The 12,882-nt window shown below is 38.2% G+C and carries 12 protein-coding genes; 1 reads left to right on the top strand and 11 read right to left on the bottom strand.

What is annotated here, in order from left to right; translation table 11 throughout:
* Positions 1–19: 19 nt before the first annotated feature.
* From ACIQ38_RS04870 to ACIQ38_RS04860, 3 genes are all read right to left on the bottom strand, one after another.
* The gene (locus ACIQ38_RS04870; protein WP_402818769.1) at positions 20–1,768 is read right to left on the bottom strand and encodes an ABC transporter ATP-binding protein; all 1,749 of its coding nucleotides are present in this window, start codon (positions 1,766–1,768) and stop codon (positions 20–22) included.
* 152 nt (positions 1,769–1,920) lie between these two features.
* Positions 1,921–2,379, bottom strand: a complete 459-nt coding sequence (locus ACIQ38_RS04865) for an SRPBCC family protein (protein WP_402818766.1) — start codon at positions 2,377–2,379, stop codon at positions 1,921–1,923.
* 163 nt (positions 2,380–2,542) lie between these two features.
* Positions 2,543–3,130: an NAD(P)H-dependent oxidoreductase gene (locus ACIQ38_RS04860; RefSeq protein WP_402818763.1), complete on the bottom strand. Its 588-nt coding sequence runs from the start codon at positions 3,128–3,130 to the stop codon at positions 2,543–2,545.
* A 119-nt stretch (positions 3,131–3,249) separates the two neighbouring features.
* Here ACIQ38_RS04860 and ACIQ38_RS04855 point away from each other — a divergent pair, with 119 nt between their 5' ends.
* Positions 3,250–3,678 (top strand): MarR family winged helix-turn-helix transcriptional regulator, encoded by a 429-nt coding sequence (locus ACIQ38_RS04855; RefSeq protein WP_402819611.1) that lies wholly within the window; start codon positions 3,250–3,252, stop codon positions 3,676–3,678.
* Between the two features lie 72 nt (positions 3,679–3,750).
* Here ACIQ38_RS04855 and ACIQ38_RS04850 read toward each other — a convergent pair whose 3' ends face one another.
* The 8 genes from ACIQ38_RS04850 to ACIQ38_RS04815 form a co-directional block, all read right to left on the bottom strand.
* Positions 3,751–4,059: a hypothetical protein gene (locus ACIQ38_RS04850; RefSeq protein WP_402818760.1), complete on the bottom strand. Its 309-nt coding sequence runs from the start codon at positions 4,057–4,059 to the stop codon at positions 3,751–3,753.
* A gap of 235 nt (positions 4,060–4,294) precedes the next feature.
* Positions 4,295–4,927 carry an orotate phosphoribosyltransferase gene (gene pyrE, locus ACIQ38_RS04845; RefSeq protein WP_402818757.1) on the bottom strand — a complete coding sequence of 211 codons (633 nt, stop codon included), beginning with the start codon at positions 4,925–4,927 and terminating at the stop codon, positions 4,295–4,297.
* Positions 4,924–5,634 carry an orotidine-5'-phosphate decarboxylase gene (gene pyrF, locus ACIQ38_RS04840; RefSeq protein ID WP_402818754.1) on the bottom strand — a complete coding sequence of 237 codons (711 nt, stop codon included), beginning with the start codon at positions 5,632–5,634 and terminating at the stop codon, positions 4,924–4,926. The genes pyrE and pyrF overlap by 4 nt, the downstream gene beginning before the upstream one ends.
* Positions 5,631–6,545, bottom strand: a complete 915-nt coding sequence (locus ACIQ38_RS04835) for a dihydroorotate dehydrogenase (RefSeq protein WP_402818751.1) — start codon at positions 6,543–6,545, stop codon at positions 5,631–5,633. The genes pyrF and ACIQ38_RS04835 overlap by 4 nt, the downstream gene beginning before the upstream one ends.
* The gene (locus tag ACIQ38_RS04830) at positions 6,542–7,318 is read right to left on the bottom strand and encodes a dihydroorotate dehydrogenase electron transfer subunit (protein WP_402818748.1); all 777 of its coding nucleotides are present in this window, start codon (positions 7,316–7,318) and stop codon (positions 6,542–6,544) included. Before ACIQ38_RS04830 ends, ACIQ38_RS04835 begins: the two co-directional genes overlap by 4 nt.
* Complete coding sequence (gene carB, locus ACIQ38_RS04825; protein WP_402818745.1) at positions 7,315–10,512, bottom strand: carbamoyl-phosphate synthase large subunit; 3,198 nt, start codon at positions 10,510–10,512, stop codon at positions 7,315–7,317. Before carB ends, ACIQ38_RS04830 begins: the two co-directional genes overlap by 4 nt.
* On the bottom strand, positions 10,505–11,605 hold the full coding sequence (locus ACIQ38_RS04820) for a carbamoyl phosphate synthase small subunit (protein WP_402818742.1): 1,101 nt from the start codon (positions 11,603–11,605) through the stop codon (positions 10,505–10,507). Before ACIQ38_RS04820 ends, carB begins: the two co-directional genes overlap by 8 nt.
* Positions 11,596–12,882 (bottom strand): dihydroorotase, encoded by a 1,287-nt coding sequence (locus tag ACIQ38_RS04815; protein WP_402818739.1) that lies wholly within the window; start codon positions 12,880–12,882, stop codon positions 11,596–11,598. Before ACIQ38_RS04815 ends, ACIQ38_RS04820 begins: the two co-directional genes overlap by 10 nt.

The raw sequence follows: 12,882 nt of genomic DNA, 5'->3' as shown, positions 1-12,882 counted from the left end.
ACAACAAATCCCTTCTTACTTATTCCTCAATACGTAATTGTTGTTTGGCAAACTCTCTGTACATGTCATGTGTTTGAAATAATGTATCATGCGTACCACTTCCCGTAATATGCCCTTTCTCCATAAATAAAATATTATCCGCATCGACAACGGTAGAAAGGCGGTGGGCGATTACTAGTGTCGTTCTGCCTTTCATTAAATTATCAAGTGCTTTTTGCACATAAATTTCTGATTTACTATCAAGACTTGAAGTCGCTTCATCCAGCATTAAAATTTGAGGGTCGCGTAATAACGCTCTAGCAATCGCAATCCGTTGTCGTTGTCCACCAGAAAGTTTAATCCCTCTTTCGCCTACTTCCGTATCAAATTTATCCGGAAGGGCTTCTATGAATTGATCGGCATAGGCCATTTTCACTACTCTTTCAAGTTCTGCATCATCCACATTCTTTTCAATTCCATAACAAATATTTTCGCGTATCGTTCCGGATAATAATGCACTTTCCTGTGCAACATATCCTATTTTACTTCTCCAAGAATGTAGTGAAAACGTATCAATTGGAGTATCCCCAAGTGTAATACTTCCTTTGGTCGGTTGATAATACCGCTCTAAAAGAGAGAATGTAGTCGTTTTCCCACCACCACTCGGTCCGACAATAGCCGTTACTTTACCCGGTTCAATAGTAAAATCTATATCAGACAAAATCTTCTCTTCTCCATATGCAAAGTCTACATGATGCACATGAATTGGTTTATTTACTACTTCTAAATTCTTGCCTGCATGTACATTTTCCTCTTCATGTTCTAGTACTGCACTAATACGTTCTGTAGCACCCATTGCTTTTTGCAACTGCGTAAAGAACATCGTTAACTGTGTCATCGGAATAATAATTTGAATTAAATATAAAATAAACGCGACCATATCACCAGCAGTTAGCTCGCCAGAAGAGACACGAACTCCACCATAACCAATAATTGCAACGAGAACAATCATAAGAACAAAAGAAATCAAAGGAGTGATAAGCGCGTGTATTTTCGCTTCTTTCAAACCAAATTGGAATAGATTTGTAATTCCTTTTTTCCCTCGTTTATATTCCAAGTCCTCTGCATTGGAAGCTTTCACTAAGCGTGTTTCCGGTAAAACTTGATTCAACACAGCAGTAAATTTCGCTGTTTCATCTTGCATTCCTTTTGAAATTACATACATCCGTTTACCTAGCAGCATCAAAATAACCATGGCAATTGGAACCGCAATAAGCATGACTAAAGTCATTTTCCAATCCAAAAATAGTAGAATTGTAACTGAACCGATAATCGCAATAATTCCTGTTAAACAATTTGCAAGATGCTCCGTAATAAGTTCTTTCACAACAGAAGTATCATTCGTTACACGACTTAACGTTTCTCCAGTATCATTATCATCATAATAAGGTATCGGTAAATGGAGTAATTTTCTCCATAATCTATCTCTTAAATTGGCAACCACATGATGCCCAACTCGGTTCAATAAATAGATTGAGAGCCCACTTGCAATTGCTTGTGCAATAAAAGCAATCACTAACAAAATAATTTGCCAATAATTTAGAGAATCTATTGAAAACCCATCTACTAGTTGCTTAGTGAATAATGGTACGATAAACCCTACCCCAGTTGTCACAAAACTCATACAAAGTGCAATAATTAATATGAGCTTAGGCGGTTCCGTTTCTTTTATCAGTTGAAAAAATTGTCGCCAATTTTTAAATTTATTTTCCCTTTTTTCTTCTTTCATTGCTTTCTTCCTCCTATCAAAACTCTATTACAAAAGTTACTTTAACATCTGTTTATGAACTGAATATGAAATACAAAAAAGAAGAGACATCTTCGTTGCATGATGTCTCTTCTACTTGCAGTTTCTATTTTAATAAATAATTACAGTTAAGTTCATATCGTAATTGCAGGTAAAGTACTTCCTGTTTCAAGTAAACTTTTCAAATTGCTTAAAATCGCTGGCCAGCCATTATTGTAACCATGGAATCCTTCATTTTCATCACGTAAGTCCGTCGGCAATATATGTTCTTGTTTAAGTGTTAACTTTACAGTCGAATCCATCTGTTTTAGTTCGAAAGTCACTCTTGGTTCATGCTCACGAACTGTTTCATCCGCTAACCAGTTAAAGGTATACGAGAGAAGACGATAAGGCTCGTTTATTAAAACTGTTCCTTGATCTACTACTTTTCCATCCTTGTTTAGGTAGGAAACAGTGGAACCTACTGTCCAATCAGATTGGACTTCATTTTCAAACCAATACTTTTTTGTGAACTCACCGTTAGTAAGCGCCTTCCAAAGCTTTTCGGGTGTCGTAGCGATGTATGTATCGTATACAAAAGTCGTTTCAATCATCTTATTCCTCCTCAACAAGTGAAAGTCTTTTCTTTCATTTAGTATAACATAATGAAAGTATTATAGATCTCCCTCTTCGATCGTTCCTGGTTCTCTTTTTAGAAATTTGTATATATCATTCCAAATATACTTTATCTTAAACAGTAATATTATTTTTTATTACTTAATAGCTCACTTTTTTAAAATATTGATATACTTTGTTAAGTTTTTTTATTTGCTTTCCATTGGAATTCTCCATGTTACCAAATTCAAAAAATTTTACTTTTTTGATTCCAACAAAACTGAATAGAGCTCGTTTCATTAAAATTTTATGAGCATTATTCAACCAAACAAGTAAATAGTTTGTTGGCCCCTTCATCGTAGATACACAAACTACTGACTTTCCTTTTAATAGACCCTCTGGTATGAGCCCCTTCTTATCTCTGTATGCAAAATTTGCAGAAAATAATTGATCAATATATCCCAAAAGCATCGCCGGAGGTCTTCCCCACCAAATCGGATAAATGAAGACAATCTTGTCGGCCCAAGTAAGTTGATTTCTATATTTTTCAAGTGCCGGATCACGGTACATATCACGTCTACGTTTTTGCTCATTAAATTGGAGAAGGGGGTTAAAGCCCTCTTCATACAAATCTAATACTTGTAACTGTTTTATCTGAGGATTCTCCTTAATACCTTCCATTACTTTTTGTAAAAATGCATAATTTAAACTTTTATGATTCGGATATGTGTAAATAACAAGCGTATTCATAATAGCACCCCTTATAATTATCATTTGATAACTAAATGATAGCACGATATTTTTAGTTGTCAATTGATAATTGTTTTTAGATAACTTTTTTGTTATGTTAGCAATAAGAGGTGAGAATTCTGGACAATAAAGCTCTTTTTAACAAATGCATAACATTATTAACTTCTGTTCATCGTGTGACACATGAGTTAACACAAAACGCCAAATCGGAATCAATCACACCAGTTCAATATAAAATTCTTGAATATATAACCGTTAGTCAGCCTGTTACTCCTAGCGAAATTAGTGATTGTCAGCATATGTCTATGCCAAATACAAGCCGTGAATTGAAAAAGTTAAGTGAAAAAAATCTAATCGAAAAAATAAGCAATACAGATGATCGACGAAAACAATCTATTTGTCTTTCAAAAGAGGGGGAAGCGATGATGCATGAAGCATTTGCAACCGTAGAATTACGTTTTCTAGATCGAATTCAGAATGCTTCCAAAGAAGATTTACAAGAAATTGACCAAGCCCTTGATGTACTCCAATCAAAATTATTTTATTAATCGACAAAAAAAGTCCATCAAAATCGATGGACTTTTCTCTTTATTATAAGACTCTTGCTTCCTACCACTGAGTTATGCAAAATCAGTTTTATTAATTTCCGGTTTAGCAGCATCAATCATTAAAAATATCGCGGAAATTATATGCATAACCATCCCAACAAACGGTATCCAAGCGATGCATGAAGTGACAATCCCTAATACACTCCCTCTAATGGAACCTTCTTCCTTGCTAGTTAAAACGAGCGTAATAATATGAAGTATTAACATCACACCTAAAGGAATCCACAAAAAACCAATTACAATTGTAGCCCCTAAAATAGGAATACCTAAGAGCGCTTCCAATCCACCAGTAACCCATTTCAGTACTTTTGATGGCGACATCTAAACATCCCCTTATAATAATAATTTTTAAGAATAGAACCAAATTTCATTAAATATACCACATATTTCCCAAAGCGTCTTTAGCATTTCTTAATTCATATGACTTTTACTCAATACATGGAAGAATCAGAAGGAAGTTGTCTCTAATAACAATATGCATGTACACTTTCACTTATTTGAAAGACTGTATATAAAAAAAGACATTCACTAATCTATAAGTGAACGTCTTTTCCTTTTATTTCAATAATCCTTCTTTTAAATCATTATGCCATTTTGAAAGCATTGGCAAATCTGATTCTGCAATTGTGCCTGCTTCTTTTGCAGCGTTTGTTAGTGCATCGTAATTTGTTAAGCTTACAAATGAAACGCCTGCTTCTTTAAATGCTTGTTCTGCTTTCGGAAGTCCGTATGTAAAAATGCTTACTACTCCCAGCACTTCAAATCCTTCTTTTTGCAATGCTTCTACCGCTACTAAGCTACTACCACCTGTAGAGATTAAATCTTCAATAACCACTACTTTTTGTCCTGCGACAATTTTACCTTCGATTTGATTGCCACGGCCATGTTCTTTTGCTTTTGAACGAACATACATCATTGGTAGTTCCAATACATCACTAACCCATGCAGCATGTGGGATACCTGCAGTTGCTGTACCTGCCACTGCTTCTGCTTGCGGGAAGTTCTTTTCAATTGCTTCTGCTAGTCCTTTTGCAATTTCTTTGCGAATGGCTGGTGAAGACATGGTAATGCGGTTATCACAGTAAATTGGTGATTTGATGCCGGATGCCCATGTGAAAAGATCATTCGGTTTTAATTCGACTGCTCCTACTTCGAGCAATGCTTTTGCAATTGTATTTTCTAATGTCATGCTTGTTCCTCCCACATTTTTAATATATTTTCATAAGCTTGTACTGGGTTTTCTGCTTTTGTTATTGCACGTCCTACAACGATATGAGATGAACCTAGTAGTCTCGCATTTGACGGAGTCGCTACACGGATTTGATCGTGGGCCTCTCCTTCTGCTAAACGAATGCCTGGCGTTACTCTCAAAAATTCATTACCACATGCTCTTGCAATTTTTTTCGCTTCGAGAACGGAGCATACGACACCGTCTAGTCCAGCATTTTTTGCTAGCTTTGCATAGTGGACAACGGATTCATCGATTGTTGTTTGAATCAATTGCTCTTCTTGCATTTGTTTTTCAGAAGTAGATGTTAGTTGCGTTACACCGATAATGGATGGTCTTTTATTGCCCGCAGTTGTGCCTGCTTCTAATCCTTCACGTGCAGCAATCATCATTGCTTCTCCGCCTGCAGCGTGGACGTTAACCAAATCTGCCCCTAAACGAGCTAGTCCTTTCATGGCCTGCCCGACTGTATTTGGAATATCATGCAATTTCAAATCGAGAAACACATCATGTCCCATTTCTTTCAACTTGTATACGATAGATGGACCTTCTTGTAAATAAAGTTCCATCCCTACTTTAACGAATAATGACTCTTGGAATGGAGTTAAAAATGGATATACTTCTTCCGCAGATGCAAAATCTAATGCTATAATTGGGCTGTTTTTCATAATCGATGACTCCTTCCAACTAGATCTGTTACAGTTTCAAATCCAAGCTCATCCAATTTTTCTGGAAGCTGCTCGATTAAATTCGGACAAACAAATGGATCCACGAAGTTTGCCGTACCTACTGCAACAGCACTCGCTCCCGCGGATAAAAAGTCAATTACATCATCAATTGTTGAGACACCGCCCATTCCGATAATGGGAATTGACACTTGTTTTGCCGCCTCATAGACCATACGTAGAGCGACAGGTTTAATGGCTGGACCAGATAATCCACCTGTTACGTTTGCGATGACGGGTCTACCTGTTTTCGTATCAAAACGCATACCAAGTAATGTATTAATCATCGTGATTCCGTCTGCTCCACCTGCTTCAACTGCTTTTGCGATTTCATTTACATTGGTCACATTCGGAGAAAGTTTTACGTATATAGGTACAGAGGAAACTTCTTTTACAGCACGAGTTAACTCTTCTGCAACTACTGGATCTGTTCCAAATGTAATGCCACCTTGCTTGACATTTGGACAGGAGATATTTAATTCCAGTGCATGCACATTTGGTGCTTGTGAAATGTGTTTAGCGACTCCTACATAGTCTTCCATTAATGTACCGGCAACATTTGCGATAATTGGCACATCATATTGTTCTAACCAAGGAAGTTCATTTTCCATTACTTTTTGTAAACCTGGATTTTGTAATCCGATTGCATTTAACATGCCAGCAGGTGTTTCTGCTACTCGTGGTGTCGGGTTTCCAAGCCTTGTTTCTAATGTTGTAGCTTTAATCATAATTGCACCGAGCTTTGATAAATCATACAATTTCGCATATTCTTTCCCAAAACCAAAGCAACCAGAAGCTGGCATGATTGGATTTTTCAATGAAAGTCCTGGTAATTCAACCGCTAATCTATTCATACACGAACCACTCCTGACTCGAACACTGGACCATCTGAACATACTTTCACATAATCAGCTTCCGTTTTTTCTGTCGTTTCACATACACATGCGAAGCAAGCGCCAATTCCACAGCCCATGCGCTCTTCAAAAGATAAATATCCCTCTTTTTCAGGATACATTTCTTCTAGTGCTTTCAGCATTGGTGTTGGTCCACAACTATAGTAAACGTCAAAATCATCCGCTAGTGTTTCCAATACATTTGTTACAAATCCTTGATGCCCGTGGCTACCATCTGCTGTGACAATATACGTTTCGCCAAGCTGCATAAATTCTCTTTCGTAAAACACGACATCTTTTGATTGGAATCCAAGTACATGAATTGGTTTTACACCCTTTTCTACAAGTCTTTTTGATAACTCATAAAGTGGTGGCACGCCAATTCCTCCTCCAACAAGTAAGGCAGTCTGACCAGCTTTTATCTTATCTATCGGAAACCCATTTCCAAGAGGTCCAAGTACATCGACTTGGTCTCCTGGTCTCTTTTCTGAAAGAAGCGTCGTCCCTCTTCCATCTGCACGATAAATCATTGTAAACTCTAATGTTTCTTTATCAATAGAAGAAATACTAATTGGTCTTCTAAGCAGTGGTTCCATTTGATCAGACACACGTAAGTGGACAAATTGACCTGGTTGCTTCATATCTAGAACTTGTTGTCCAATTAATGTTAACTCGAAAATGTTCGTCGCAATCTGTTGTTGCTTGACGACTTGCATTTGTCCTTGTCTAATCATGCATGAACCTCCTCATGTTTCATTATTTCTGTGGAAAAAGTCATTGATTCAATGACACGTAGCATCGCTTTCGCAGTGTCTAGAGATGTTAAACATGGAACGCCATTTTCAACAGATTCTCTTCGAATGCGGAAACCATCACGTTCTGGCTGCATTCCTTTTGTTAGTGTGTTAATAACAAATTGTGCATGCCCATTTTGAATAACATCTAATATAGTCTTACCCTTTGAGCCTATTTTGTTGACGATATCTACAGGGATACCAACTTTTTGAATTGCTTTTGCTGTTCCTTCTGTCGCAATTATGCGGAAGCCTATATGATTAAATCGTTTAGCGATTTCTATTGCTTCTTCTTTATCCTTATCGGAAACTGTCATTAAGACGGAACCATGGTCTTTTATTTCCATACCAGCTGCTACTAATCCTTTATACAATGCTTTTTCTAGTGTAATGTCTTTCCCCATTACTTCCCCAGTAGATTTCATCTCCGGTCCTAACGTAATATCTACTCTGCGTAGCTTCGCAAAACTGAATACGGGTACTTTTACGTATACACCTTGACTATTTGGAGCAAGTCCTGGGCTGTATCCCTGTTCTATTATCGACTGTCCTAAAATCGCTTTTGTAGCAATATTCGCCATTGGAATAGATGTAATTTTACTTAAAAATGGCACTGTTCGGCTTGAACGTGGGTTTACTTCAATTACATATACTTCATCATTAGAGATGACGTATTGGATATTCATTAGCCCGATAATTTTTAACCCTTTTGCAAGTCTAGTTGTATAGTCTATAAGCGTATCAATATGCTGCTGAGAAAGTTTTTGCGGCGGGTAAACTGCTATCGAGTCCCCTGAGTGAACTCCAGCGCGCTCTATATGCTCCATAATTCCAGGTATCAACACATTTTCTCCATCACAAATCGCATCTACTTCGATTTCTGTACCAGTTAAGTAACGGTCGATTAATACTGGCTTCTCTGGACTTGCATCTACTGCGTGCTCCATGTAATGTTTAATCTCTTCTTCGGTGTAGACGATTTGCATGGCACGTCCACCAAGTACATAAGAAGGTCTAACTAGAACAGGATAGCCAATTTCATTTGCAATTGTAACTGCTTCTTCTACTGAAACCGCCGTTTTACCAAGTGGCTGCGGGATATCGATTTCATGTAAAGCAGCTTCAAATTCATTACGATTTTCAGCACGGTCAATACTTTCAAGTGTAGTACCAAGAATTTTTACGCCTCGTTCTTCTAAAGCAGCAGCTAAGTTGATCGCTGTTTGACCACCAAATTGAACGACAACCCCTTTTGGCTGTTCTAAGTCTACGATATGCATGACATCTTCTACCGTTAGTGGTTCGAAGTATAATTTGTCTGAAATAGAGAAGTCAGTCGAAACTGTTTCAGGGTTGTTGTTTATAATGATCGCTTCATATCCTGCTTCTTTAATAGCCCAAACAGAGTGAACCGTCGCATAGTCGAACTCTACCCCTTGACCGATGCGAATCGGACCTGAACCAAGTACGATGACACTTTCATTGTCTGTACGAATCGATTCGTTTTCTTCTTCATACGTTCCATAGAAATATGGCGTTTCGGATTCGAACTCTCCTGCACAAGTGTCCACCATTTTATATACTGGTACGATGTTATGCTTTTTTTTGAAATGGTACACTTCAATTTCTTCTACATTCCAATATTTTGCGATTGTTTTATCTGCAAAGCCCATACGTTTCGCTTTGTACAATATTTCTTGATCAAACTGGTTCGCTTGAATCTCTTTTTCGTACTGCACAATATTTTGTAATTTGTTTAAGAAAAATAAGTCGATTTGGCTCCACTCATGAATTTGCTCTACTGTGATTCCTCTTCGAAGTGCTTCACCGATGAAGAATAAGCGCTCGTCACCAGCTCGGCGAATACGCTTTTCCACCCACTCATCTGTGATGGATACGGCATTTTTCATCTCGATATGGAAATGACCAGTTTCAAGGGAACGAACTGATTTTAAAATTGCTTCTTCAAACGTACGTCCTAGCGACATTACTTCTCCAGTAGCTTTCATTTGCGTGCCTAAATTACGTTTAGCTAACTCGAATTTATCGAATGGCCATCTTGGTATTTTCGCCACGATATAGTCTAGTGCAGGTTCAAAGCAAGCATATGTTTTTCCAGTAACCGGGTTCATCATTTCGTCTAATGTAAGTCCAACTGCAATTTTGGCAGCAAGCTTTGCAATTGGGTAACCTGTTGCTTTAGACGCAAGTGCGGATGAACGGCTAACTCGTGGGTTCACTTCAATAATATAGTAGTTGAAGCTATGCGGATCGAGTGCCAATTGCACATTACATCCGCCTTCAATTTTTAATGCTCGAATAATTTTTAGTGATACATTGCGAAGCATTTGGTTTTCACGGTCAGATAATGTTTGCGTTGGAGCAACTACGATTGAATCTCCTGTATGGATCCCTACTGCATCCACATTTTCCATGTTACATACTACGATTGCATTATCCGCAGAGTCACGCATAACTTCATATTCGATTTCTTTATACCCTGCGATCGATTTTTCAAGTAAACATTGTGTTACGGGACTATACTTTAAGCCACTCGTCACGATTTCTAGTAAGTCTGTATCATTATGGCAAATACCGCCACCTGTTCCACCTAAAGTGAAAGCAGGACGTACGATTACTGGGTATCCGATTCGTTCCACGAATGCTTTTGCCTCGTCCATATTATGGATAATATCACTTTCTGGTACAGGCTCTCCAAGTTCATTCATCAATGTGCGGAATAAATCACGGTCTTCCGCTTTGTGAATTGCTTCTAGCTTCGTACCTAAAATTTCAATGCCTAATTCATCTAAAATACCGGATTTATCAAGTTCAATCGCCATATTCAATCCCGTTTGACCACCTAGAGTAGGTAAAATCGCATCAGGTCGTTCTTTGCGAATGATTTTGCTAACAAAAGGTAAAGTAATTGGTTCGATGTATACTTTATCTGCTATTTCCGTATCTGTCATAATCGTTGCAGGATTCGAGTTTACGAGGATTACTCGGTAGCCTTCTTCTTTCAATGAAATACAAGCTTGCGTTCCCGCGTAGTCAAATTCAGCTGCTTGACCGATGACAATTGGACCAGAACCAATTACTAAAATCGTTTCGATATCTTTACGTTTAGGCATGTGAATTCTCCTTTTTGCTATTAGCATTCATTAATTCGATAAATTGATCAAATAAGTGCGTAGAATCCTCTGGACCTGATGAACCTTCTGGATGGAACTGTACGGAATATACTGGGAACTTTTTATGTTTCACTCCTTCTACAGTGCCGTCGTTTAGGGCAATATGGGTAATCTCTAAATCTGTATTTGCAATGGAATCTGCATCTATTGCGTAGCCATGGTTTTGAGAAGTAAGCTCGGTTCTTCCTGTTGTCAAATCTTTTACCGGATGATTGCCTCCACGGTGCCCAAACTTCAATTTGAATGATGTTGCCCCACTAGCAAGGGAAATCAGTTGATGTCCAAGACATACTCCGAAAATAGGAACTTGGCCGATTATATCTTTCACCATTTCAATTGCTTCTGGAATATCAGTTGGATCTCCAGGACCGTTTGAAAGCATCACTCCGTCTGGGAACATACTTAAAATCTCTTTTGCGGAAGTATTATATGGAACAACAATAATGTCGCAGTCGCGTTTATTTAATTCTCTTAAAATACCATGTTTCATCCCAAAATCGACTAGTACAACTCTTTTTCCTCGACCTGGACTTGGGTATGGACGAGTGATGGAAACTTGTTGAACGACATTTGTTAGAATAACAGCAGCTTTTAATTTTTCTATTTCTTGCGCTATATTCACTTCTTCTCCTGCTTTTGTAAGCTTTCCTTTTAAAGAACCATGGTTGCGGATAATTCGAGTTAATTTGCGGGTATCAATTCCTTCAATACCTGGTACATTTTTTGCTTCTAAAAATTCATGCAATGTATTTTGACTTCTAAAATTGGATGGTTGCTCTGCTAGTTCTCTTACTACGACTCCAGCAAGGGCAAGATCAATGGATTCAAAATCGTCGGGGTTCACCCCGTAGTTACCAACCATTGGATACGTAAATGTTAATATTTGACTACAGTTCGATGGATCCGAAATAGATTCTTGATAGCCGGTCATTGCGGTAGTGAAAATAACTTCTCCGATTGTTCCTTCATCACTTCCAAAAGCATTCCCTTTAAACACTGTTCCATCTTCTAGTAGCAAATATCTCACTGGCATACGCGCTCCTCCTGCCATACGATTTCTCCGTTATAAATAGTTACTTGCGGCCAACCCGTACAAACCCATCCGTCGAATGGTGTGTTTTTCCCTTTAGATAAAAATCCTTCTTTATCAATTGCTTGTTCTTTTTCTAAGTCGATTAAAACTAAATCTGCAGGTGCGCCAACTTCTAACTTCCCAAATTCAAAGCCGAAAACTTCAGCTGGTTTAGTCGTTAAAGAGTCCAGTAATTGCTGTAAAGTCCATTCGCCCGTTTTGACGAAATGTGTATATAAAAGTGGGAAGGCTGTTTCTAGTCCGACAATTCCGAATGGCGCTTTTTCAAAACCGAATGCTTTTTCTTCCTGCGTATGTGGTGCATGATCTGTTGCTACGAAATCCAGCGTTCCATCTAATAAACCTTCACGAAGAGCGAGCATATCCTCTTTTGCTCGAAGCGGAGGATTCATTTTCCAAATAGCATCATTAGATGGAATATCATCTTCACAAAGAAGTAAATGGTGAGGGCTTACTTCCGCTGTGACATGAACTCCGGCTCTTTTAGCATCTCTTATCACACGTACTGATTCTTTTGTGCTTACGTGGCACACATGATAGTGAGCTCCAGCGCTTTCAGCGAGTAGAATATCTCGCGCAATATGTACTGATTCTGAAACGGATGGAATTCCTTTTATCCCTAATTCCTCATTTCTTTTTCCTTTATGCATGGCACCACCGTAAATAAGTGTATTATCTTCACAGTGTGCAACAACCGGGATATTAAATTTCGCTGCTTCCTCCATTGCTTCCAACATTGTACCCGCAGCTTGTATTCCAACTCCGTCATCCGTTAAAGCAAAGGCACCAAGATTTTTTAGTTCTTCAATATTTGTTCTTTCTTTTCCAGCCTGTCGTATCGTAATCGATGCATATGGAAGCACACGTACTAGCGCATTTTTCTCTATTAAACCAAGCACATGTGAGAAATTTTCCGCTGTATCAGGTACAGGTCGTGTATTTGGCATTGCACAAATCGTAGTATATCCACCTTTAGCAGCAGCTTTTGTTCCGGTCTCAATCGTTTCTTTCTGTTCACCACCTGGCTCACGTAAATGGACATGAACATCGATAAATCCAGGTGAGAGAAGCATTCCTTTTCCGTCTATAACATCGGCATGTTCTGCTGTTACATTTGCTCCGATTTCTGCTATTTTTCCTTCTTTGATGACAACCGAAACTTTTTCGAAATCTCCTGCATTGTTAACTGTTTGAACGTTTTTAATAATTTTTGTCAT

This window comes from Psychrobacillus sp. NPDC096389 (genome assembly GCF_044762855.1).
In the GTDB taxonomy this organism is placed as follows: domain Bacteria; phylum Bacillota; class Bacilli; order Bacillales_A; family Planococcaceae; genus Psychrobacillus.
Note: the sequence above shows the minus strand (reverse complement) of the source record. Positions and strands in the feature narration are given on the sequence as shown.

Excerpts from the sequence above, each read along its gene's own strand:
- carB (WP_402818745.1), bottom strand. The coding sequence starts at position 10,512 with ATGCCTAAACGTAAAGATATCGAAACGATTTTAGTAATTGGTTCTGGT.
- ACIQ38_RS04850 (WP_402818760.1), bottom strand. The coding sequence starts at position 4,059 with ATGTCGCCATCAAAAGTACTGAAATGGGTTACTGGTGGATTGGAAGCG.
- ACIQ38_RS04830 (WP_402818748.1), bottom strand. The coding sequence starts at position 7,318 with ATGATTAGACAAGGACAAATGCAAGTCGTCAAGCAACAACAGATTGCG.
- ACIQ38_RS04860 (WP_402818763.1), bottom strand. The coding sequence starts at position 3,130 with ATGAATACGCTTGTTATTTACACATATCCGAATCATAAAAGTTTAAAT.
- ACIQ38_RS04865 (WP_402818766.1), bottom strand. The coding sequence starts at position 2,379 with ATGATTGAAACGACTTTTGTATACGATACATACATCGCTACGACACCC.
- pyrF (WP_402818754.1), bottom strand. The coding sequence starts at position 5,634 with ATGAAAAACAGCCCAATTATAGCATTAGATTTTGCATCTGCGGAAGAA.
- ACIQ38_RS04820 (WP_402818742.1), bottom strand. The coding sequence starts at position 11,605 with ATGCCAGTGAGATATTTGCTACTAGAAGATGGAACAGTGTTTAAAGGG.
- ACIQ38_RS04835 (WP_402818751.1), bottom strand. The coding sequence starts at position 6,545 with ATGAATAGATTAGCGGTTGAATTACCAGGACTTTCATTGAAAAATCCA.
- ACIQ38_RS04815 (WP_402818739.1), bottom strand. The coding sequence starts at position 12,882 with ATGACAAAAATTATTAAAAACGTTCAAACAGTTAACAATGCAGGAGAT.
- pyrE (WP_402818757.1), bottom strand. The coding sequence starts at position 4,927 with ATGACATTAGAAAATACAATTGCAAAAGCATTGCTCGAAGTAGGAGCA.
- ACIQ38_RS04870 (WP_402818769.1), bottom strand. The coding sequence starts at position 1,768 with ATGAAAGAAGAAAAAAGGGAAAATAAATTTAAAAATTGGCGACAATTT.